The sequence below is a fragment of the Arcticibacter sp. genome (assembly GCF_045629565.1).
In the GTDB taxonomy this organism is placed as follows: Bacteria; Bacteroidota; Bacteroidia; order Sphingobacteriales; family Sphingobacteriaceae; genus Arcticibacter.
Window position 1 is genome coordinate 1 of sequence record NZ_JAZQRL010000059.1, and the last position, 23,065, is coordinate 23,065.

A 23,065-nucleotide genomic window follows, 5' to 3' on the forward strand; every position below is an offset into this window, starting at 1 on the left:
TGTCATTCCAGGCCTTCTTGTACACCATTGCGCAAAATCTCGTTTACGACTATTTGCGCAAAGCAGCCAGCGACAGGCGTATGGCTGCTCATCTTCTATTAAACTCGATAAATTACTATATGCACACCGAAGAGGCACTAAGCGAAAAAGAAACGTCACGTGTTTTACATGTGGCATTAAATCGGCTTTCCCCACAACAGCGACAAGTTTTTACCCTATGCAAACTTGAAGGAAAAAGCTACGAAGAGGCCGGACAGATCCTCGGGATTACAACTGCGACCGTAAATAGTCATATTGTGAAGTCTACCCGCTTTATCCGTACCTACTTGGTAAAAAACCTGGAGCTAAGCATTTGGATTCTTTGCCTCTTAAAGGTTCATCACAATTAAGGACTGTAGGTTCGCTCCTTGATCTACTACAACTTCTTAAATCGCTTTTAAGGCACAGAACATGTTACTCACGATTTTCAGATAGTTTACCGCCAAACCAGGCTTCAAGCTCCCAGAAATCAGCCCTCTGAATTTGTTGCGCGGCAGCTAATCCTCAAACTCGAGATAGCGCAAAATGGTAACATTAATTTGAGATCCTTTTACCGGGCCTTCGGTCCCTAACGAACGAGCTCTGACTATCACGCCCTCACGCTCAAGGATAAGCTCTTCATAAAAGCCTTTAAATAATTTATCCTTGACCTGAAAGCTAACTGGACCTGTTGTATTATTGCTTAGACACAGCCAATCGAGATAAATCACAACACGATCATAGTCAGATTTAATTCCGAGTTCGGAAGCCTCCTTTGAAGTAAGCACGTTGCAATCCGAAAGTAATCTGGCGGTATAAAGACTTCCAGGGAAGTTGTAGAGTTTGGCGGCTGAACCAGTCTCTATATTCCTACCATTCTTCAAAATGATCATATGGTCTGCTAAGGCAAGAGCATCTGTTGGATCGTGAGATACCAGCACCACTGTAATCCCCAGGAAATGTGACATCCGACGAATATCAGCTCTCAATTCAGTCTTAACTACCGAGTCAATTTGACTGAACGGCTCGTCTAGCAAGAGAACTTCAGGTTGTGTAATGATAGCCCGAGCGATGGCCACCCTCTGCTGTTCTCCTCCGCTTAAATCCACAACTCGTTTTCCCGCCAGATGATCGATCTTTAAGAATTCCATAGTATCGATCGTCCGGATACGCTTATTCTTTAAATCCGTATTCGGAAGCACCCTCGCAATATTATCATAAGCTTTTGCGTAGATATCCAGATTGAAGTCCTGGGCTACCATCTTCATTGCCTCATGCCCGGGAATTAGCTTTTCTGATGGCCCCTTTACCTTCTGTCCTTTGAAAAGCACATGTCCGCTATCGGGCTCCAGAAGGCCAGATATGAGCTTTAGAAGGGTGCTTTTCCCACTGCCACTCTCTCCGGCTATTACCGTTACCGCGCCAGTGGGCACCGAAAAACTCACAGATTTCACCCCTCCAAAAGGCTCTATTTGATAGGTTTTACTTACCCCATGTAACTCAATCGCATCTTTTATAACCATCTACAATAATAAGAATTAAGCGCTTTAGAACCAGTAGTACCGCATTCAAATTACAACATTGTCAAATGAATACAAACTGGCTAGAGAATCTCTATAACTAAGCAGGTCTGAAAAAGAGCCATCTTAAAGACAACGATTTTTCTTAAACATATAAAAAAACCCTGCAGTTCCATATAATGGAAAGCAGGGTTAGGTTAACCGGAATTTATCTAGTGTGTAATTATAGATAACAAATTAAAAAGCGCAGGAACTAAAACCCGAAGGTTAGGCCGAAGGACATGTTCTGGAGTCCTTCCTGCGCCGGACTGTTTTCAAACATATCATTGAAATAGTATTTGGCAAAGATACCCGTAGCACCATAGCCAAGACGGGCAAAGCCCCCGTATCGGAACTTGGTGAAGTGATAATTATCGTTAAATTTCTGCTTGCCATTCTCGTCACTCTTCTGCTTGACTTTACCATTGAGAAGGAAGCCGAAGTCTGGCCCCGCTATGATGCGGAACTTCTTGCCGCGATCATTGTCCTTCGAACGCCATTCAAAGGAAAGAGGCAGCCTTATATAAGTGGAGGAAAATCTGTTTTTGTCGAAATCTATATCCGATTCATCATATTGGAGAGTGGGAGCATCCTTACGAATGGTTATGTCTCTCCTGAGCCGGATATGCGTCCAGTCAAAGCCCCCTGACAGGTAAATTTTGAAGTTGCTGTTAAATCTGTATCCAAATTGCAGAATATCGAATCCTACGGTGCTTGTTTTCCAGCCATGGTAGTCGAGGAAACTATTTGGATCCGATAGGGTAAAGCTTCCGTTGTCGACCAGTTTAGAAAAGCCCAGGTCAAACCGCGATAAGGTTAGCCCGTATGAAAGACCCGGCGCCTTAGACTTTGTGCGAATGGTATCGCCTGAAGTACTTTCTCCCTTACCCCAGGTTAGCGTGACGTTAGTTTTCCTATTTTTAGCTGAGTCTGGGGAGTTGGTTTGGAAAGGTATAGCTGACAATTCGGGGTTGGTCGCAGCTTTGGTGAACTGGAAACCCGTCAGCAAGATGAGAGAGAAAATTAATTGCTTCATAGTATCGTATCCTTAATTCAATTTAGCTTCGTTTTGTTTTGTCTTTATCTTAAGAAGTCCAAGATTTATGGAAGAAACGGAGCTTCCCTCATCATGGTTGGTGAATTCAATAATCTTTTCCTTGCGGGGATCAACCTGCCGTACAACAAAGTTGACGATATCACCCAATGACCTTATTTTTCCTTTATGCGGGACAGGATCCTCCTGTTCCGGTACGGCCAGCGCTAAAACCGACGCGGGTGAGGTGTTCTCCACGTTTAACTCATTCGCTATAAGAACCGGAGGTTCTTCCCTCTGGCTGATCTCTGCCGTGACGTTTGGTGTTTGAATTTCTGTTTGCTGAACCTGGGTAATGTGGGCGATATTTTCGGAAATCGCCTTACCACTCTTTTTATAATCCTTCACATGCTTATCGCTTTCGACCCTCATCGATGCGAGGCGCTCAAGAAACAAGATACCTTTAGGTTCACGCAGCTTGGGCGTTACTGCTGGGGGTGTTCCTTTGTGCTCCACCGGCTTAAGTTCTGTAGATTGTGACGCCTGCAGCTTTACCGGAGGTTTTCCGGGTAAGAAAAGCAGGGCAAGGCAAGCCAGTAGAATAAGGCTCGCTGCCGCTATCCAAATGCGTGGAGGGCTGCTCTTAGTCTGCTTTTGGGGTTGCAGCTCATTGGAGATGTTCTTCCAGACCAGAGCGGAAGGCGCATCTTCATACGACTGCAGCTTCTGGCGAAACATTTCATCTACTTCTTCATCTGACATTGCTTTCATACTTCTTACCCTCCATTCTTGCTAATTTTTCTTTCAGTACAACACGGGCCCTGGATAACTGGGATTTTGATGCTCCTTCTGTAATACCCAGCCGCTGTGCAATTTCCTTATGAGAATATCCTTCTATTGCATACAGGTTAAATACAAGACGATAGCCTGCGGATAATTCCTGAACCATGGCCAGCAGGTCTTTCACTTCGAGACCGTCCATGCCGAACATCTGTTGAGGAGCATCATGGACATCACTGAGGTCAACTAAGTGGAGTGACTTTTGCTCTTTCCGATAAACCTCAATTGCCGTATTGACCATCACCCGCCGTATCCATCCTTCGAAAGATCCTTCCTCTCTAAAATCATTTATTTTCCTGAACACTTTGATGAACCCAAGTTGCAGCATTTCTTCCGCTTCGTAACTGTTGCGGGCGTACCTTGCGCAGACACCAAGCATCTTCGACGCGAGTACCTGATAAAGGAGTTTCTGCGTTTTAGGATCTCCCCTACGGCATCCATCCAGCAAATCGGCAACGAGCACTTTACGACTTGAATTCATATTAATTAGAAGGTAGATGAAATTTAAGCAACATAGGTTGCATTAAAATCTATTTTCTTTTAAATAATCTAAATTCTTGCCTATATACAAGGAAGAGGGAATGATGAAAGTCGAAAGACTTGGAGGCATTACTACCCAGGTCAAATACCGGTTCTACCCGGAAGTCCAGGTATAAATTAGGAATAAGCGCTTTTTGATAAGCGTAACGAACGATCAGAAGTTCTCTGTTTTTCTCTGTGTATCCTTCATTGCCGATCTTGTAGGAAACAGATTGATAAAGAGGCATACCTGCAGAGGAGATGTACGAGTCGGCATTCCAATAAGAGAATATCAGATCGCCATATTTGCTTTTAACGCCCGCATTCAGATATACGCCATTTCCTTTATCGTATGCCTGCAGCTGCGTGGTGGAGTTATCCGTATATCCGACAAAATAATTCTCCGTGAAGACTGACCTGAACGTTCTACCAAGTGCATAATTAAGCTTGAATCCTGCGGCACCGTTGATGATGGTCTTTAGCGGTGCATCGAGTGTATCGATCTGCCCGCCCTGATGGAAAGCCAGTACCTGAAGGGGGATTGAAAGGGTAGCTTTGTCTGACTTATAGAGCGTGATTTCTGCAGAACCTCCTGCGAACAATTGTTCTTGCTCTGATGAAGGTTTATAGATCATTTTATTCCAGTTAAGGAACGCGTCGACGAAAATACCAGGTTTGGCGATCTGCAACTGAGTACCATACTCTACCGGATTGGTGATCTTCCGTTCCATATCGAATACGGGCTCAAGAAAGCGGTGATGAATATTGCCTTCAAGGACGCCATTGATTAGCGCTAGTCCCTTGTGTTGATACTTGATACTGAATAATGGGTAGGTTTTATAAATACCTTCTTCCCCGAAGTCTTTTCGCAGGTGGATGCCAGCAGTGACGGCGAGACGGGGATGCGCGTAATACACAAGCTGCGGTTCGAGTTGCGCACCATACAGTGTATATCCATCCTGAAATTTGCTAAAGAACTCGTAGTTGCGAAGGTAATTAAAGTTGTGTATGCTTAAATGAAGTTCCCCGGTTTTTGCGCTATCCGGGCGTATTCGGTACTCCAGACTATCATTCGCTATCTGGGCGCTGACTAATTTCGACAGATTGATAAGCAGCGCAAGCAGAATAATTTTTTTCATTTAAGCATGTTGTTATTGGGCAGACCCTATCTCTTCCTTAGCCGATAAGCCTTATAAGCCTTGATACCTATCATCAGGAGTATCATGATCAGAAACAAACCGACCAGTCCGTAGATCCAGTTAAGTGCACTTTTGAGAATTACTACAAAAACGATTGCAAATAGTAACAACGTGGCGACCTCGTTCCAGACTCTCAACTGCATCGATGTCCACCTGAAGATACCTTTTTTCAATTGCTTCATTATGCGCTGGCATATGAAATGGTATATAAGCAGACCTACTACAAAGCCTATCTTTACCCACATCCAGTTCATCTCTAAAAGATAGGGGTTCAGGTAAAACATGTAAGCCCCCGCGAGGACACTGAGCACCATCGCGGGAGTCGTAATTACATTCCATAACCGGCTTTCCATCAGTTCGTACTGTGGACGCAAAATATTCCTCTCAAGCTCCGTTTTATCGTTCGCTTCAATATGATAGATGAAAAGCCTCACTATATAGAAAAGGCCGGCCATCCAACAAATGACGAAAATGATGTGAATTGCTTTTACGTAGAGGTATAACAATGGTCTATCGGTTAAGAGTTAACAAGTTCGTTCTGAATCACCTGAACAGCATATTTCACGTTATCGAAAGGTATATCAGGCATTATACCATGGCCCAGATTGAAAATAAAACCATTTTCTTCTTTCATGCGATCATGCAATCTAAGTATCCGCTCTCTGATAACTTTTTTATCTGCGTAGAGGATATGAGGATCAAGGTTACCCTGGACTGCGATACCAGCAGGGATGCTTTTTTTGATGTTAAGCAAATCTGCATTCCAATCAACGGAGATGACATCGGGCTTTGCTTCCGCCATAACTGGCGCGAATACAGAACTGCCTTTACAAAACGATATAATGGGTAAATCCTGGCGCTTCAGGCCCGCAATAATTCGTGCGTTGTACTGATGCGAGAATTCCCTGTAGTCGTCCCACGACAGCGCTAACGCCCAGCTGTCAAACAACTGTAGCGCATTAACGCCGGCATCAATCTGCATATTAAGATAGGTGATCGTTACATCGGCAATTTTGTTCAGCAGCTGATGCGCCAGCTCTGGCTGGTTATGGATCATCAGCTTGGTAAGCTTGAAGTCCTTGGACGAACCGCCTTCAACAAGGTAGCTCATCACTGTAAACGGTGCACCTGCGAAACCGATCAAAGGTGTCTTCGCATTCAGCCTTTGCTGAATGACCTTGATAGCATCAGGAACATATTGGAGCTTTTCTTCGACATCAGTAGTAAGGTTTTCCACATCTTTCTGAGTACGAACAGGATTTGCATACTTCGGACCGATTCCCTGAGTAAAACTCAGCTCCCCACCCATTGCCTCTCCTGTAACCAGGATATCAGAGAATAGAATTGCTGCGTCAATACCTAACAAGTCAACAGGTAACATCGTTACATCAGCTGCAATTTCGGGAGTCTTGCACATTTCAAGAAAAGAATATTTGTTCTTGATTTCCCAATATTCTTTCATAAAACGTCCTGCCTGGCGCATCATCCATACAGGGGGGCGCTCGGTTGGCTGCGAAAATGCTGCTCTAATAAATAAGGAATCTTTTTGGTTGTTACTCACTATGCTTTTTGTATTTCTGTTTCTATTTTTAATATAATATTCTGAACTCTGGCACTTGTTTTCAACTCACGTGCTTTTACCAGATATGCCTCTGCTCTGTCCATCATTTTCTTTCTCAGGTTGAGATTTGCCAGATGGACAAAGACAAGTGCTTTATCGTTCTCGTTCTTCAGTGGAAAGCGGCTGGCTATTTGGAAGTGCGTCTCGGCTTTTTCGTAATTCTTACGCTGCAGTTCTATATTACCATATATAAATTCGTAATACCCCCGTCTGTTCTTACGAAGGCGGTCTGGGTACTTCATCTCCTTCAGTAAACGCTCCGTTTTTTCGTAATCTTTATTCTGAAATGAACGGGCGGCAAGTAAAACCGTGCCATCGCGAAAGTAACTAACAATTAACAATACAATACCCAGTGCCACTAATGCGGTCAGCTCATACTCTTCTCTGGAGATTGTCCAGGCCAGTAATATTGTAGCTAACGCTATTAGCGCAAAGCGAACACTGCGTGTAATCATGATTAATGGCTGTCAGTAAACTTATATCCTACCCCACGGATTGAGTGGAAGTATACCGGATTTTTCTGGTCTGGCTCAAAGTATTTTCTGAAGGTTAAGATGAAATTGTCGATCGTTCTGGTCGATGGATATACGTCGTAATTCCATACCGTTTCGAGGATCTGCTCGCGTGACACAGCTTCGTTTCGTCTTTCTATGAGAAGCTTAAGAAGCATGGTCTCCTTTTTTGTCAGCGGTGTAACCGAACCATCGTCATTTCTCAACTCAAAAGAATTGAAATAGATCGTCTTATCGCCTATCTTGTAGGTATTCAGCTCCTTCTTTTCCTCTCCCGATAGGCCACGTTTAACGAGGTTATTTACACGTAATATAAGCTCCTCCAGATTAAATGGCTTTACCAGATAGTCATCAGCACCTTTTTTAAGTCCGGTCACTTTGTCCTCGCTTGTATTCTTAGCGGTGAGAAACATAATGGGAACTTCAGTGTTCTCCAGGCGTATTGTTTCTGCAACCTGAAAACCATCAATTTCCGGAAGCATAACATCGAGAATAATCAAATTAAATCTTTCCTCTTTGAATACCTTAAGCGCTTTCTTCCCGTCATTTGCTGTTGTTACTTTGTAACCTTCCAGTTCCAGGTTAAGCTTGATCGCTTCCAGAAGATGTTCTTCATCTTCAACTAATAAAATGCGTTGTTTAATGGCCATTTGAGTTAAATGTTACTTCGAAAATACTACCGGCAGGCCGGTTGTTTTTCACTTTGATTAATGCAAGATGCTTGTCAAGCACCTGCTTGACAATATATAAACCCAGTCCAGTTCCTTTAGTTTTTCGCGTATCCTCACTGCCCACACGATAGAACTTCTCAAATATACGAGCTTTCTCTTCGTCCTTTATCCCGATACCCTTATCGGCAACCGTGAAGCTTATTCCGTTGGCTGTCTTCTTCAGGCCCACTTTAATCTCTTCACATGGCGGCGAATACTTAACCGCGTTTTCAATCAGGTTAGAGACGACGAGAGTTAATGCGAATTTATCTCCGGTAACACATATTTCAGGCTCCAGATCAAGCTTAATGATTTGCGAGCTGCAGGTATGTATTTGCAGCCGGCTTGCCACCCGTGCAACAACCTCTGAAAGGTTGAACTCTTCCTTAGGAAAGCTATAGGAGTGGTTATCAATGCGGGTAGCAATGAGCATATTTTCCACCAGGTCATCCAAACGCTCAATATCTTTAAGCGAATTATTAAGAAAGGAATGCATCTGTTCTTTATCCAGATTTCTCTTAAGAATGGTCTGTAGATACAGCTTTATGGATGCCAGCGGTGATTTCAATTCATGCGTTACAGATAGAAGGAAGTTCTTCTGCTGCTCATGGAGCTTTTGTTCCTTTCGCAACGTCTTTTGCAGTTGGTACGCTCCAGTAAAAAAGAGCAGGATAAATACAGCCCCTTCTCCAAGGATCATAGTTCTACGCTCGGGCTGAATCTCAATGAGCAATATACCCCACCAGATGAGCTCGGCGAAAGCATATACAACCAAAGCATAAAATATAACCAGAGACTTACGCATAATCTTTCAAAAATACTATGTCCAGACTCTCAAAGATAGCCTTTTTTGCTGTGTCAAGATCTGCCTGTGAATGCGCTGCAGAAACAAAGCCCACCTCATAACCAGAAGGGCCGATATAGACTCCACGATTGAGCAGTTCACGGTGAAAAACTTTAAAATGCTGCATGCTCGAAGCGTCGATATCAGCTGCAGCTTTTATATCCTCTTCTGTAAAAGCGAACCAGAACAGCGAGCCGATTGTAAATATCTTAAATGCATATCCGCGTTGGTTGGCAAAATCCTGTATGTCGCTAACAAATTTCGAAGTTTTAGACAGAAGTTCCTCATAGAACCCCGGTTTTAGCAGCTGAGACAGCTGACCAATCCCTGCAGACATGGCTACCGGATTTCCGGATAATGTGCCTGCCTGATATACTGAACCTTCAGGTGATATTTTGCCCATGATCTCCGCCGAAGCACCATAAGCACCAACCGGCATACCACCGCCGATGATCTTGCCATAGGTAATAATATCGGGATTGATATCGTAATAAGCTGCAGCTCCTTCGAAACCAAGACGGAAGCCAGTAATGACTTCGTCGAAAATCAGGAGCGTTCCATTCTCCCGGGTTATTTCACGAAGGAAATGAACAAAGTCCTTATCCTGAATTAACAGTCCGTTATTCGCTGGAATACCCTCAATTATAATTGCCGCTATCTCATCCTTGAACTGCCCGAATGCAGCTTCTACTGCGTTTTTGTCATTGAGTGGTATAACTACCGTTTCACCGGCAAAGCTTTGTGGAACTCCCGCTGAGGAGGTTTCTCCAAAGGTAACAAGGCCTGAACCTGCTTTAACCAGCAATGAGTCAACATGTCCATGATAGCAACCGTCGAACTTCAAAATCTTATCGCGTTTGGTATACCCTCTCGCAAGGCGGATAGCAGACATTACGGCTTCGGTACCAGAGCTTACGAAACGGATTTTTTCGATCTTTTTATTATTTGTCAGAATAAGCGATGCAAGATCATTCTCAAGCGCAGTAGGTGCGCCAAAGCTCATTCCGTTGTCAATCGCCTTCAACACATGCTCTTTAACCACCGGATTGTTATGGCCAAGAATCAGCGGCCCCCATGAACAGCAGAAATCGATAAACTTGTTTCCGTCTGCGTCCCAAACGAAACAACCATCCCCCTTTTCTATAAATAGAGGGCTTCCGAAAACAGATTTAAATGCTCGTACAGGTGAGTTAACGCCTCCGGGGAAATAGCCTTTCGCTGTTTCGTAGAGCGCAGAAGATTTTTCCCTGCTGATATCCGGAGAACTAACGGTATTCACTGGGGCTATATTTGGCTTTGACGTATCTGACATAATTTTATTTTCCATGTAAAAAGGATTAGATCCACTTATTTAACAGAACTTCCTTTGAATGATAGGATAGGATTGCTGTGGCACCGGCGCGGCGGATACTGGTGAGAACTTCCGTAATAGTACGTTGTTCATCAAGCCAGCCCTTCTGAGCTGCTGCCTTTATCATGGAGTATTCTCCACTTACATTATACGCCGCTATCGGAAGATCAGTATGATCTTTCAGCAATTTGATAACATCAAGATAAGCAAGAGCTGGTTTGACCATCAGGAAATCGGCCCCCTCCTGCTCATCCAGTGACGCTTCAATTAACGCTTCACGCTGGTTTGCGGGATCCATCTGATAGGTCTTCTTATCGCCAGCCTTAGGAGCTGAACCCAGGGCGTCGCGGAAAGGTCCGTAGAAGGCACTTGCATACTTCGCGCAGTAAGACATCAGTGATACATGCTGAAAACCATTGTCGTCAAGCACCTGGCGTATATACCCTATTCGTCCGTCCATCATGTCTGAAGGAGCAATAATATCAGCACCCGATTGTGCGTGTGCCAGGGCCATTTTGCCCAGCACTTCCAGCGTTTCATCGTTGAGAATAACGCCGTTCTCGACAATACCGTCGTGACCGTCAGAATTATAAGGGTCCATCGCCACATCAGTAATCACGCAGGCTTCAGGAAAATGACGCTTTACTTCTGCAATGGCGCGAAGATAAAGTGAGCCTTCGCGATAGCTCTCAGATGCATATTTATCTTTTAACGATTCTTCTATATAAGGAAAAAGGTCAAAGGACTTAAGACCCAGGTTCATGCAACTCTCCACTTCCCTTAATAAGTTATCAATAGAATAGCGGAAAATTCCAGGCATGGAACTTACCTCTGTTTTCTGATTTTGTCCGTCTACTATAAAAAGCGGAAAAATAAGATTAGCTGCTGTCAAATGAGTTTCTTTGATCATCTGACGGATAACTTCGCTCTTTCTGTTTCTTCTTGGTCTTTGTAACATTTTTTAATGATTAAAGTCCGTATACTGCCTCGGCAAGACCGATTTCGTCAGGCGAGTAAGGCAGTGAATAATGAACACCCATCTCATCAAACTTTTTACCGGTCGATTTGCCAATGCAGATAACCTTTTGTCCGGGTTCAAGCAAGTTACTTTCGAAATATGCTTCAACATTTGATGGACTTGTAAAAATCAGTACCTCTGCATGGGATTGCTCAACATCGGTCTCGAGCACCGTTTCGTATATGGGAAGATCAATGATCTTCGTTTGATCCGATAACATTTGCTGTACGGTTCGTAAAGAACCCTTTGCCCCAGGGAACAGAACTTTCGTGCCGCTTGCGATGCTCGCAAACTCCTTTGCAATCTCAATCGTATCGATACCCTCATCCTCTCCGGTAAAGTCGGGCACCCTGCCAAAGCGCCTTAATGTCTCTTCCGAGGCACGACCGAGAACGCCAAATTTAGTGCGCTTTGCGATCTGCGGTTCAAGGCTGAAAAAGTACTCAATCGCATTCTTACTGCTAAAGAAAATCCAGTCAATATCGCGGAGTATATAAGAATCCAGCTTATTAATTATCGGGAACGTGCGGATTAGGGAGCGGCCGTCTATAGTAATGCCATTTGCCGCCATTGCCTTGTAGAAATAACTCGACTGAGATATTTCACGCGTAATAAAGACTTTAGCAGGTAATTTACGTTCTTTAGCGAACTTGGCCACTACACGTTCTGCCAACCCTTCTGTCGTGTCAGCTGCCATGTACAGCCTGCTCGGAAACATATCTCCTTCATCAGCTTTAGCGGTCCACACATGAAACTTTCCGTTTTCCTTGCGGCAGTAACATCCTAAAGGCATATGACAACCACCATTAAACAGGTTGAGGACCTTTCTTTCAACAGCAATAACCTCTGCGACGTCCTGATTATGTATACCTTGAAGCAAGTTATACAGGTCAGGATTTCCATCACGGATCTGTATCGCTAAAACACCCTGCGCCGGTGCTGGTATAAGTTCTATTGGCTCTAGCTCTTCTACATGAAATTCGCTAAGGTCGAGACCTAATCGTGCGACACCTGCCTTAGCCAGGATAATGGCATCATAGTCTTCGTCCCGAAGCTTCTGAATACGTGTCAGCACGTTACCGCGCAAATCTTCGATTTCAAAATCCGGGCGAAAAGCGAGTAGCTGAGATCTCCTTCTATTAGAAGATGTCCCTACCATACCACCAAACTTGACGGAAAGCTTTTGCTTAATATCCACGCAGTCTTTTAATATCAGTAAAAGTTCATGTGGATCTTCGCGTTCAGAAACAGCCGCAATGACCAATCCATCGGGATGCTGAGTAGGTAAGTCTTTATGAGAGTGAACAGCTATATCAATAGAATTATCGAGTAAGCCCTCTTCTAATTCCTTGGTAAAAAACCCTTTACCTTCCAGCTTGTCTAATCGGAGATTAAGAATCTTATCTCCTTGAGTTTTTATGATTTTCAGATCAGCATCAACGCCCAGTTCCGAAAGTCTATCTTTTACGTAGTTCGCTTGCCAGAGAGCAAGCTCGCTTCCACGTGTTCCAATGATGAGTTTTCTATCCAAAATAAAATATAGCCTTTTTGCAAAAATAACGAATATCGCATCTGATGCACAGAGACTTGAAAATTAACTATTGTTAACCAATATTTCCTTGGCCATAACCATGGGAACACTGATATATTTCTTCTCCATGTAGTTAATAACACGCTCCAGAACCTCCCTTGAGTTGTCGTCCAACTGTTCAATATCCTCCGCAAATACAGAATTCAATGCCATGCTTTTAATCTCCTTGATTTTCAAGGGAACCTCACGCATCGCCAGTTCAATGCGCCGTTGCTTTAACAGGGGCCTAAACTCATCGATGGTCTGCTCAATAATCACCTCAGCATGAACATGCTCCTGATATCGCTCCTGCATATTCCTGTTGGCAACTTCCTGAAGACTTTTCACCTCAATGTAGTGAACCGGATTGTTTTCAAGCACCGCTGTATCAGTATCATTCGGAATTGCAAGATCGACAATCACTTTTTTATCAGTCTCACCGTTCAGAAGCGACTGATAGATATCATTAGTGATAAGAGGCTCGGTGGCACTTGTACAGGTCACGATGACATCAAACCCCTTTTTATAATTTTTAAGCTCTTCAAGCGTATAGGCCTCTCCTCTGAGATCTCTTGCGAGATCTTCCGCCTTTGACAGCGTGCGATTAAATACTGCAAAATTTGAATACTTATGCTTTTGAAGGTACTTGGAGATTGTCTTATTGGTTTCTCCTGCTCCCACGATGAGGATGCGGGAATTCGAACACATATTTAACTCCCTCAGTTTACGGTAAGCAAGGGAAACTACCGATATAGGATTTTTGGAGATCCTCGTCTCTGTATATACCCGCTTAGCCGCTTTTACCACCTGATTCATGATCATTCTCAGATAGTCGCCCGTAAAGCCAGCCTCTCTACAGATCTCATAAGACTTACGAACTTGTGCCAGGATCTCTTTCTCTCCTACTACCAGGCTCTCAAGGGAACATGAAATCCGCAGCAAATGGTTAAGTGCTTCTTCATCTTCGTACCACTTAGCCTTCTGAACGAAATCATCTATTTTATTATCTTCTATGCAGAAATCAAGATAGCGGACAAAATCCTTTATAAAAGCAGGAGTAATTTGCTGAGACGCACAGAACACGAATTCAACCCTGTTACATGTGCCTACATAAAAAATTTCAGCAATGCCAAATTGTTGTTTAACAGCACTTAATCTGCTAACCAACGATTGATTACAGATTACCAATTTCCCTAAATCCTTAAGATCAATCTGCTGATGCGTAAATGCTAAAACTTTTAATTGTTTCAACTCTGAGTATGTTTAAAAAAAACCTCAACAAAGGTACCAATACACATAAGCACCGCTGTCATTCCTTTGTCAAACAGGATTATTTAGATCTTATATAAATAAGCCATAATGTGTTAATTTGTAAATAAATATATCCGGAAACAGCGCATCAAAAACCAGTAACGCAGCAGCTTACAGTCGCCGATTTTAAATTTTCAAAACTATATAAATTTATATAGATTAACAGTTACGTAAACACGCTTCAACATGATTTTACAAAAGACTCAGATTCCTGGTTCTGAAAAGAAACCGGTATTTATAGATTATATAATGGCAGACAGGACAGATGCTCCCTTAGCCATTTTCGTTCACGGGTTCAAAGGGTTCAAAGATTGGGGAACACATCATTTGGTTGCCCAATACTTTGCCGACAACGGCTGTAGTTTCCTGAAATTCAACTTCTCTCATAACGGAATGAGCAAAGAGGGCATTGACGTCTTTGATGATTTAGAAGCGTTCGCCCATAATACTTTCAGTAAAGAATTGAACGATTTGAACGAGGTGATTACCTATGTAAAAAGCGGTAACGACTTTCCGCCTCCGTCCAAAATCATTCTCGTTGGACACAGCCTCGGTGGTGGAATCAGTATCTTGCAGACGAACACTGATGCAAGGGTAGACAAACTGGTTACCTGGGCTTCTATAAGCAACTTTAGAGGGTTATGGAATGTCGATTATGAATCCTATTGGAAGAAAGAAGGTGTAATATACATGTCCAACTCAAGAACAAACCAACAGATGCCCCTTTACCTGGATGTATTGACAGACTTAGAAGAGAATGCTGAAAAACTGGACCTACTTGAAGCCGCGCGATCGCTGAAACAGCCCTGGCTGATTATCCATGGAGATGCCGACACTATTGTAACTGTTGAGCAAGCTCAACTACTGAAGCGTCAGCATCCAACCAGCTATCTGATGGTATTGGAAAATGCCGACCATGTTTTTAACGCACGACACCCATGGCTCGAAGACTTCCTGCCAGAAGCATTAAAACAGGCTTGCGACAGCACAATATCATTCATAAGACAATAACCGAGATATTTCGCAATTTAGCAGCCATATTAAACCATGATACAATTGTTAGAGTCGAACAAGCATGGCGACCAAAATTCAAGAGCACTAAGCAACCAAAATGCAACAAATCGAAGACGCAGTAATACTCGAAAAGTTCGCAAATGAGCGCACGAAAGAAGAGGCATTTACGCTCCTATTGAAGAAATATCAACAGAAAATATACTGGCATATCAGAAGGCTTGTCCTCAATCATGACGACGCTGATGATCTGGTCCAGGATGCTTTTATAAAAGTTTGGAAAAACCTTGGCAACTTCAGAAGCGACTCCCAACTGTACACTTGGATCTACCGGATCGCGACTAATGAATGCCTGACTTTCCTTAATAAAAAAAAGCAGCAGAATAATATTCCACTCGATGAGGTGTCTTACGATCTTGCCGAATCGTTGAAAGAAGGATCTTACTTCAACGGAAATCAGGCAGAACTGAGGCTTCAACAGGCCCTGCTAACGCTGCCGGAGAAACAACGTCTAGTGTTTAACATGAAGTATTTTGACGACTTAAAGTATGAAGAGATTTCAGAAATACTAGGAACAAGCGTCGGCGGACTGAAAGCTTCCTTTCACCATGCAGTGAAGAAGATCGAGAGTTTTTTATTAAGCAAGGATTAAACCTTCATAAGCGAAATTAATCTAAAAAGTATATGGACGTAAATGACATGGACGAGAGATGGGATAAGCGGTTTCCACTGCTTAGAGCAGTGGGAAAAGAAAACCCGTTCAATGTACCTGATGGTTATTTTGATGACATGCGCCAGCAAGTTACCAGCAGGATAATTATTGAATCTATCACCTCAAGTGATTCGGAGGGCAACTTAACCGTGCCAGATGGCTATTTTGATACACTTGAAGATCAGATCATGTCCTCTATAAGAGTTGGGAAGCTCAAAGAATTAACTGAAGACGGCGGCTTCACTGTTCCGGAAGGTTACTTTAACTCCCTGAATGATTCCATTAAACAGAAGGCAGGCCTGGTGGAGAAACCTGAGGAGCCAAAAGTTAGAACACTTGTGCCTTCGTGGCTTAAATATGCTGCAGCAGCATGCATGATGATATCTGCAACCGCAGGCTTGTACCTGTTTCAGAAATCCGACTCCATCGATAAGCAGCTTGCTTACATTCCAGACGAAGCAATCGTAGAGTACCTTCTGGCCAACAGCGACGCCGGAGACATGCCCGTAATAATTGACAATATAAATAGCACAGCAGATTTAAATCCCGAAATCGAATTATCTGATCAGGAGATTGAACAATATTTAGAGACGACACTTTAGCATAGACATGAGACACTTCATATTCACCCTACTATTTGGACTTTCCCTCATGGCAACCGTCATGGCGCAACCAGGAGATCGCTCAAAATTTGAAAGAATCGAGGCCTTAAACGCCGAATTCCTCACAAAGAACCTCGATCTAAATAAAGAGGAGGCACAGGGTTTCTGGCCTGTATACAACACTTACCGACAGGAGATGAATAAGCTCTTCAGGGAAAGACATGCGGCAAGAAAACGTGCGAAAGAAGAAGGTGGTCAATCCGCAGTGAATGGCCTGAACTTTGAAACACGGATGCTGGAGACGAAAAAACGGTACCTTACTGAATTTTATCAGGTATTACCTAAGAACAAGGCAGATCGCGTATATCCCGCTGAGCGCGAATTCAGGGAACACCTGATCAACCAACTCAAGGAAAGGCGTGAGAAAAGAGACTAGTTAGTTTAGTTTTATTTTTTATGATGGTTTAAGCCTGCGGTTCTGCCGCAGGCTTTTGTATTTTTGTACATGTTAAGTTTACGACAACTATTTCTTCTAAACAATGCTCAAACTTCTTCCTCTCCCCGGATGCTTCATATTGAACGGGCAGAGGGAGTCTACCTATACGGCCCAGATAATCAATCATACATTGATTTCGTCTCAGGTTTCGCGGTAAGCAATGTAGGACATCGCCATCCTAAGGTGGTACAGGCAATCAAAGATCAGGTAGACCGCTATATGCACCTGGCAGTGTATGGCGAATACATACAATCCCCGCAAGTTCTCTACGCTGCCAAAATAACATCTGTACTCCCCGAAAGCATTAATTCTGTCTATTTCGTCAACTCGGGAGCCGAGGCCACCGAAGGAGCGCTGAAACTGGCTAAACGATATACGGGAAGAAAGAGAATCATTTCATGCAACAAAGCCTATCATGGAAGCACTCATGGCGCTTTAAGTGTTATGGGCAATGAATACTATAAGGAAGCATATCAACCTTTACTGCCAGGTGTCGAATTTATTGAATTTAATCAGGAATCAGATCTGCTTAAGATAGATAATGAGACGGCCTGTGTGATCATGGAAACCATTCAAGGCGAAGCAGGCGTTCGCGTCCCCGATCTTGCCTACATGCAAGCATTAAGAAGGCGTTGTACGGAGACCGGTACGCTGTTAATACTCGACGAAATCCAGACAGGCTTTGGCAGAACGGGCAAACTTTTTGCCTTTGAACATTTTGATATCGTTCCAGACATCCTTCTTCTGGCAAAAGGCATCGGAGGTGGAATGCCTATAGGCGCATTCTGTGCTAATCGTGATGTAATGAGTGTGTTGGCAGATAATCCTATTTTAGGTCATATCACAACCTTCGGAGGACACCCCGTTTGCTGCGCCGCAGGACTGGCGACATTGTCCGCCATTATTGAGGAGGACATGATGGCAGGAATCGATAAAAAGGAAGCACTGCTTCGAAGCGAGCTTGTCCATCCTGCTATTAAGGAGGTAAGGGGAAAAGGACTCATGCTATGTATTCAGCTCGATTCCTTTACGCAAGTGGAGGAGGTGAGCAGACTTTGTATAGCTAAGGGTGTGATTATAGACTGGTTCTTACACTGTGATACTGCGCTTCGCATTGCTCCCCCACTAGTAGTTTCCGAAGCAGAGATTGTCAGTGCGTGTAATATCATCAAAAATGCGCTATCTGAATACGAAATGAGAGAAAAATAAAGTACAATCGTTCATTTATTCTCAAATATTGATGCATCCCTTCCCATTTTAATAAATATTCCATAGAAAAATTGCTATTTTTATGAAAAACCATCAAATAAAGAATGAGCGAACTGGACTTTTTACATCATTACCCTCAAACACCTAATACCTGGGATGAAATGTTCAGCTCTGATAACGACATCCGGCCACCTTATCAGAAAGTTATTGAGTATTTATCGACAGAATCGGCCGATGGCTTAGCCAAGAAGGAAGACTTGGCTAAAAACCTTTTCATGAGTCAGGGTATTACATTTACTGTATACAATAGCGGGGAGGGCATTGAGAAAATTTTCCCCTTCGATATTATTCCGCGTATCATCACAGCCCAGGACTGGAGCTTCATTGAAAAAGGAATTAAGCAGCGGCTAAAAGCACTAAATACATTTCTGAAAGATATTTACAGTAATATGTTCATCGTGAAAGACGGTGTAGTACCCGCTGACATCATCTATTCATGCCCGCACTTCCTACGTGAGATGTACAAGGTGAAAGTACCTTATGATATATATGTGCACATCGCAGGGATTGATCTGATCCGGGACTTCGACGGCACTTTTTACGTTCTGGAAGACAATCTGCGAACACCCTCCGGAGTGAGCTATATGTTGGAGAACAGAGAGATTACCAAGCGCCTGTTTCCCGATCTGCTTCCTCAATGTAAGGTTAGGAGCGTGACCGAATATCCAGAGATCCTTTATAAAAACCTGAAAGCAATATCTCCCAGACAGATTTCCAATCCTACGATCGTGCTACTAAGCCCGGGTAGCTATAACTCGGCCTACTTTGAACACACCACCCTCGCCCGCCTCATGGGCGTTGAACTCGTCGAGGGCCGGGATCTCCTCGTGGAAAACCAAACGGTCTTCATGAAGACAACAAATGGACGTCAGCAGGTTGATGTTATTTACCGAAGGGTCGACGACGAATACCTTGATCCCCTCGTTTTCAATCCTGAAAGTATCTTGGGCGTAGCAGGTATTATGAGTGCATATAAGAAAGGGAATGTCGCCATAGTCAACGCTGTGGGCAATGGAGTTGCTGACGATAAAGCCATATATTCCTATGTGCCTCAGATGATACGCTATTACCTAAATGAAGAACCACTGCTTAAAAACGTCCCCACATATCAACTCGGCAATAAAGAAGAGAAGGAGTATGTATTCGCTAATATAAATTCGATGGTTGTCAAACGAACAAATGGAAGCGGCGGTTATGGCATGTTGATGGGTCATGTTGCCTCCGATGAGGAAATATATCAGTACAAGCAGGAGATAAACAAAGATCCCCGACAATTTATAGCGCAGCCTACGATCAGCCTTTCAGCAGCACCATGCTTCATCAACAAGGCTCTTCATCCGCGGCGCATCGACCTTCGTCCTTTCGCACTATGCGGGCCCGACGGTATCGAAATTGTCCCTGGTGGCTTAACAAGGGTAGCCCTCAATGAAGGCTCGTTGGTAGTAAACAGTTCACAGGGCGGCGGAAGCAAAGACACCTGGGTACTGGCATCATAATTTAATCATCTAAAATATGCTAAGCAGAGTTGCTTCGAATTTATATTGGTTGAGTCGCTATATGGAAAGGAGCGACGGAATCCTGCGTATTCTAAAAATTAACTATGCATCTTCTCAGGATGCCTTGAACGAATTTTCCTGGCGCCCTGTAATACGCATTTATAATTCTCCTGACGAAGCCGTCATACGGGACATTGAATTCAAAAGCAGGGACGTGCTTCAATATATGATCACCGGGAAAGACAATCCAAATTCCATCATCAATATCATTACCCTGGCCCGTGAAAATGCAAGGAGTGTTCAAGACCACCTTACCAAAGACTTATGGCAATGTCTCAACGAGTATTATCATCTCGTCAACGACAAACGGCTTATCTCCGCATTAAAGAAGGGAGACCCGGTTTCTGTCCTGGATGAACTCATCAAACAGGTCATGTTATATTATGGCATTGGCGAGGTGACTATGGAAAGAGGAGAAGGACGCAGCTTCATGAATATTGGCAAATACCTGGAGCGCAGCATACAATCAACCGATATTCTTGATATAAAATTTAATAAAGCGAATAGTGATCCCGACCTTCTGACGGGCACAACGTACCTTCGCTACTTGCTGCTTTCATTAGGAGCATACGATCTTTATTTAAAGACCTACAGACAAGGCTTTGATCCTGAAAACGTCCTCGAGCTCGTCGTTCTAAATAATGACTTTCCACGATCAGTGTTATATTCAGTGAACAATATCTATCGTTATTTTGAGCGTCTGAAGCAGAACAACGACATAGTAGAATCAAAAGAACTTTCCTTTATGATAGGAAGGCTGCAGAGCACAATAAAATACAGTACCGTAGAAACGATCACTCAGCAAGGACTACATACCTACCTGGGCCAGGTTAAGAAGGATCTGTACGGTATAGGCAACGCCCTCAACCAGAACTATTTTGCCTACGCATAACATTAGCAAGTTTCAACATGCCAGAATTTAAAATAAAGCATCTAACGCAGTACACTTATCAGGCACCAGTTAGAGACAGCGCCAATCAGATTATTCTTTTTCCGATAAACGATGACTATCAGGAAGTGCAGATGCACGATCTTTCCATTAGTGGTGATCCCGCGATATATATATCTAAGGATTATTATGGCAACGACGTAGGCAACTTCAGCTTCAGCAGCCCGCATACTGAAATGGTTATCCTTTCAACCACAGTCGTCGATACCCGTAATAAACCGCTCCCTGCAGATGACCTGCCTCTCGAGGTTCAGTGGAACAAGCTTCGCTCCTTAAAGAAAGACATCGGCTTCATCGACTTTCTTAACAGAGAGCATATCGACGGGATGGAAGCATTACAGTCGATCCTCAGCAACGACAATCAATTCCAAAACAGCCCCTATCAGCTCGCATTAAGGTATTGCCAATATGTTTACGAGAACTTCAGCTACATTCCGGGCATTACCACTGTGGAAACGACAACAGATGTTATCTGGCAGTTAAAAGCGGGGGTATGTCAGGACTTTGCGCATATCCTGCTGGTCATGTTGAGATTGGCAAGCATTCCTGCCCGTTACGTAAGCGGATATATCTGTCCTCATAAGAATGGCATGCGGGGCGAAGGCGCTACCCACGCCTGGGTGGAAGCATACATTCCAGACTATGGATGGCTTGGGCTTGATCCAACAAATAATTGTATCGCAAACGAAACCCATGTCAGGCTGGCTGTTGGAAGAAATTTCACCGACTGCTCTCCGGTGAAAGGCGTCTATAAAGGCTTACCGCAGCATAAGCTCGAAGTTTCAGTGAGCGTCTCGTACGAGGATGATGAAGACTACACCTTAGAACAACCCAATCTGGTCATCGAAAAAGCAACTGAGGACCTGTCCGATAACAGCTATCGGCGCTACGAAGAAATGCAACAACAGCAACAGCAATAGCCTGGGAAGTCACCTCCATCAACAAATCTACATTGAATGGATCCAGCTGAACCTGTACTCCAGCGAGGGATTCTTCATTCGGTCAGCTATTCGAATAAGGCGATCAGGCAATTTCATCACGTAGTCCCGCGCTCTCTCCCCCTGTTCATTCAAATCTTTCAGACCGGCTAAATCCCATTCGGCAGTAAGTTGCTTCAGTATATCGACATAATCAATCGCTGTGTACACACCAAGACGCTGAGCCGCATCGGCGAAATGAGTAAATGTTTCACCGGCCTTTTTTCCTAATTCACGAAGAAAATGCGCTGGCATCACTATCTTCTTGCGCATCATATCCTCAAACGCAACCATCACTTCGTTGGGGTCAACCTGTATGATCTGGTATATAAAATCCGTGTAAGCTCTGGCATGTCGGGCTTCGTCAGCAGCAATTACCCCGCACATTTTAGAGAGTAGTGTATCTCCGTTCTTCTTCGCCTGCGAGGCAACCCTCCTGTGGGAAACATTCGTGGCCAATTCCTGGAAACTAGTGTAAATAAAGTTACGATACGGGTCATGATCAGTGCCAATGTCGAACCCATCAGCAAGTAAATATTGTGTCGATATCTCAAGCTGCTTCATATTAACCCGTCCTGAAAGATAGAGGTATTTATTCAACAGATCCCCGTGGCGGTTTTCCTCCGATGTCCAGTGCCTTAGCCATTTCATCCAGCCCCCTTCCTCATCTTTCGAAACACCTTCCACCATAGACAGCCAGGACTCATATGTTGGTAAAGCCTCCTCCGTAATAGTATCACCGATAAGAACGGCGATAAGATCGTATGGTAGACCTTCTGCACTTTGACGCAGTTCCTTGACCTTATCAAAAAAATCGTCGGCGGTAGAATCCGGCAGAAAGTCAGCCGGTTGCCAGATAGTTTCAACGGGTTTGAGATAATTAAACATATTGTCTAACATATATTTTTCAATATGTTGCATGACTTCTCTCCTTGCTCCTACGTTGATTTCCATGGGAATTATATATTGATGTAAAGGTAACTATATTCGACGCCCCAATCCAAGTATATATAACAGGAGTTTGCGCTATAAGTTTCCCATTAAGAAAATACACCAGGTATTACACGCAATTCGAAAAAGCTAGTAATCGAAAAATATAAAACAGATTAAACGTTCATATACTTAGTCACGTGCAAGTGCATTTACACAACCGCAAGAAGCGGGACGGGTAGTTCTTTATACTACCAAATTTAGGGGATTAAACAGATATGTATCACTATCCTGATGCAGAGCATTCGCAAAAGCATAACGCACAAAAAAGCCCGGTAGTACTGAAACTACCGGGCTGATTATAAAATTGGGCACCGACCTACTCTCCCACATGTTACTGCAGTACCATCGGCTCTGGCGGGCTTAACTTCTCTGTTCGGAATGGGAAGAGGTGGACA

General features: G+C 43.6%; 24 protein-coding genes and 1 rRNA gene. 9 read left to right on the plus strand and 16 right to left on the minus strand.

Annotated elements, in window-relative coordinates; genetic code table 11:
- Positions 1-389, plus strand: a 389-nt coding sequence (locus ACKI5J_RS07460; RefSeq protein WP_407428085.1) for an RNA polymerase sigma factor, incomplete at its 5' end; no start/stop codon positions are given.
- A gap of 147 nt (positions 390-536) precedes the next feature.
- On the opposite strand, the gene ACKI5J_RS07465 is transcribed toward ACKI5J_RS07460, so the two are convergent.
- From ACKI5J_RS07465 to hemA, 14 genes are all read right to left on the minus strand, one after another.
- Entirely contained in the window at positions 537-1,541 is a 1,005-nt protein-coding gene (locus ACKI5J_RS07465) for an ABC transporter ATP-binding protein (RefSeq protein ID WP_407428087.1), read from the minus strand.
- Between the two features lie 250 nt (positions 1,542-1,791).
- Complete coding sequence (locus ACKI5J_RS07470; protein WP_407428089.1) at positions 1,792-2,613, minus strand: outer membrane beta-barrel protein; 822 nt, start codon at positions 2,611-2,613, stop codon at positions 1,792-1,794.
- Between the two features lie 12 nt (positions 2,614-2,625).
- Positions 2,626-3,381: a hypothetical protein gene (locus ACKI5J_RS07475; protein ID WP_407428091.1), complete on the minus strand. Its 756-nt coding sequence runs from the start codon at positions 3,379-3,381 to the stop codon at positions 2,626-2,628.
- Entirely contained in the window at positions 3,362-3,931 is a 570-nt protein-coding gene (locus ACKI5J_RS07480) for an RNA polymerase sigma factor (RefSeq protein WP_407428093.1), read from the minus strand. Before ACKI5J_RS07480 ends, ACKI5J_RS07475 begins: the two co-directional genes overlap by 20 nt.
- 49 nt (positions 3,932-3,980) lie before the next feature.
- Entirely contained in the window at positions 3,981-5,108 is a 1,128-nt protein-coding gene (locus tag ACKI5J_RS07485; RefSeq protein ID WP_407428095.1) for a hypothetical protein, read from the minus strand.
- A gap of 26 nt (positions 5,109-5,134) precedes the next feature.
- Positions 5,135-5,674 carry a protoporphyrinogen oxidase HemJ gene (gene hemJ, locus ACKI5J_RS07490; protein WP_407428097.1) on the minus strand — a complete coding sequence of 180 codons (540 nt, stop codon included), beginning with the start codon at positions 5,672-5,674 and terminating at the stop codon, positions 5,135-5,137.
- An 11-nt stretch (positions 5,675-5,685) separates the two neighbouring features.
- The gene (gene hemE / locus ACKI5J_RS07495; protein ID WP_407428099.1) at positions 5,686-6,729 is read right to left on the minus strand and encodes a uroporphyrinogen decarboxylase; all 1,044 of its coding nucleotides are present in this window, start codon (positions 6,727-6,729) and stop codon (positions 5,686-5,688) included.
- A complete protein-coding gene (locus ACKI5J_RS07500) occupies positions 6,729-7,244 on the minus strand; it encodes a hypothetical protein (RefSeq protein WP_407428101.1) in 516 nt (171 codons plus the stop codon). Before ACKI5J_RS07500 ends, hemE begins: the two co-directional genes overlap by 1 nt.
- Positions 7,245-7,246: 2 nt before the next feature.
- On the minus strand, positions 7,247-7,951 hold the full coding sequence (locus tag ACKI5J_RS07505; RefSeq protein WP_407428103.1) for a response regulator transcription factor: 705 nt from the start codon (positions 7,949-7,951) through the stop codon (positions 7,247-7,249).
- Complete coding sequence (locus tag ACKI5J_RS07510; protein WP_407428105.1) at positions 7,941-8,816, minus strand: sensor histidine kinase; 876 nt, start codon at positions 8,814-8,816, stop codon at positions 7,941-7,943. The genes ACKI5J_RS07505 and ACKI5J_RS07510 overlap by 11 nt, the downstream gene beginning before the upstream one ends.
- A complete protein-coding gene (gene hemL / locus ACKI5J_RS07515; RefSeq protein WP_407428107.1) occupies positions 8,809-10,182 on the minus strand; it encodes a glutamate-1-semialdehyde 2,1-aminomutase in 1,374 nt (457 codons plus the stop codon). The genes ACKI5J_RS07510 and hemL overlap by 8 nt, the downstream gene beginning before the upstream one ends.
- 10 nt (positions 10,183-10,192) lie before the next feature.
- Positions 10,193-11,164 (minus strand): porphobilinogen synthase, encoded by a 972-nt coding sequence (gene hemB / locus ACKI5J_RS07520; RefSeq protein ID WP_407428109.1) that lies wholly within the window; start codon positions 11,162-11,164, stop codon positions 10,193-10,195.
- Between the two features lie 10 nt (positions 11,165-11,174).
- The gene (gene hemC, locus ACKI5J_RS07525) at positions 11,175-12,755 is read right to left on the minus strand and encodes a hydroxymethylbilane synthase (RefSeq protein ID WP_407428111.1); all 1,581 of its coding nucleotides are present in this window, start codon (positions 12,753-12,755) and stop codon (positions 11,175-11,177) included.
- A gap of 63 nt (positions 12,756-12,818) precedes the next feature.
- Positions 12,819-14,045 (minus strand): glutamyl-tRNA reductase, encoded by a 1,227-nt coding sequence (hemA, locus tag ACKI5J_RS07530; protein WP_407428113.1) that lies wholly within the window; start codon positions 14,043-14,045, stop codon positions 12,819-12,821.
- A 246-nt stretch (positions 14,046-14,291) separates the two neighbouring features.
- Between hemA and ACKI5J_RS07535 the strand changes: the two genes are divergently transcribed.
- The 8 genes from ACKI5J_RS07535 to ACKI5J_RS07570 all read left to right on the plus strand — a co-directional run bounded on the left by ACKI5J_RS07535 (position 14,292) and on the right by ACKI5J_RS07570 (position 21,620).
- Entirely contained in the window at positions 14,292-15,116 is an 825-nt protein-coding gene (locus tag ACKI5J_RS07535; RefSeq protein WP_407428115.1) for an alpha/beta hydrolase family protein, read from the plus strand.
- Between the two features lie 100 nt (positions 15,117-15,216).
- A complete protein-coding gene (locus tag ACKI5J_RS07540) occupies positions 15,217-15,768 on the plus strand; it encodes an RNA polymerase sigma factor (RefSeq protein ID WP_407428117.1) in 552 nt (183 codons plus the stop codon).
- A gap of 32 nt (positions 15,769-15,800) precedes the next feature.
- The gene (locus ACKI5J_RS07545) at positions 15,801-16,430 is read left to right on the plus strand and encodes a hypothetical protein (protein ID WP_407428119.1); all 630 of its coding nucleotides are present in this window, start codon (positions 15,801-15,803) and stop codon (positions 16,428-16,430) included.
- 7 nt (positions 16,431-16,437) lie between these two features.
- Positions 16,438-16,866 carry a hypothetical protein gene (locus tag ACKI5J_RS07550; RefSeq protein WP_407428121.1) on the plus strand — a complete coding sequence of 143 codons (429 nt, stop codon included), beginning with the start codon at positions 16,438-16,440 and terminating at the stop codon, positions 16,864-16,866.
- Between the two features lie 69 nt (positions 16,867-16,935).
- The gene (locus tag ACKI5J_RS07555; RefSeq protein WP_407428123.1) at positions 16,936-18,135 is read left to right on the plus strand and encodes an aspartate aminotransferase family protein; all 1,200 of its coding nucleotides are present in this window, start codon (positions 16,936-16,938) and stop codon (positions 18,133-18,135) included.
- Positions 18,136-18,239: 104 nt separating this feature from the next.
- On the plus strand, positions 18,240-19,691 hold the full coding sequence (locus tag ACKI5J_RS07560; protein WP_407428125.1) for a circularly permuted type 2 ATP-grasp protein: 1,452 nt from the start codon (positions 18,240-18,242) through the stop codon (positions 19,689-19,691).
- A gap of 16 nt (positions 19,692-19,707) precedes the next feature.
- The gene (locus ACKI5J_RS07565; protein ID WP_407428127.1) at positions 19,708-20,643 is read left to right on the plus strand and encodes an alpha-E domain-containing protein; all 936 of its coding nucleotides are present in this window, start codon (positions 19,708-19,710) and stop codon (positions 20,641-20,643) included.
- A 17-nt stretch (positions 20,644-20,660) separates the two neighbouring features.
- On the plus strand, positions 20,661-21,620 hold the full coding sequence (locus tag ACKI5J_RS07570) for a transglutaminase domain-containing protein (RefSeq protein WP_407428129.1): 960 nt from the start codon (positions 20,661-20,663) through the stop codon (positions 21,618-21,620).
- A 27-nt stretch (positions 21,621-21,647) separates the two neighbouring features.
- Here ACKI5J_RS07570 and ACKI5J_RS07575 read toward each other — a convergent pair whose 3' ends face one another.
- Both ACKI5J_RS07575 and rrf read right to left on the minus strand, forming a co-directional pair.
- Positions 21,648-22,631 carry an acyl-ACP desaturase gene (locus tag ACKI5J_RS07575; RefSeq protein WP_407428131.1) on the minus strand — a complete coding sequence of 328 codons (984 nt, stop codon included), beginning with the start codon at positions 22,629-22,631 and terminating at the stop codon, positions 21,648-21,650.
- A gap of 342 nt (positions 22,632-22,973) precedes the next feature.
- Positions 22,974-23,065: ribosomal RNA gene (gene rrf / locus ACKI5J_RS07580) — 5S ribosomal RNA — on the minus strand; the annotation flags it as partial.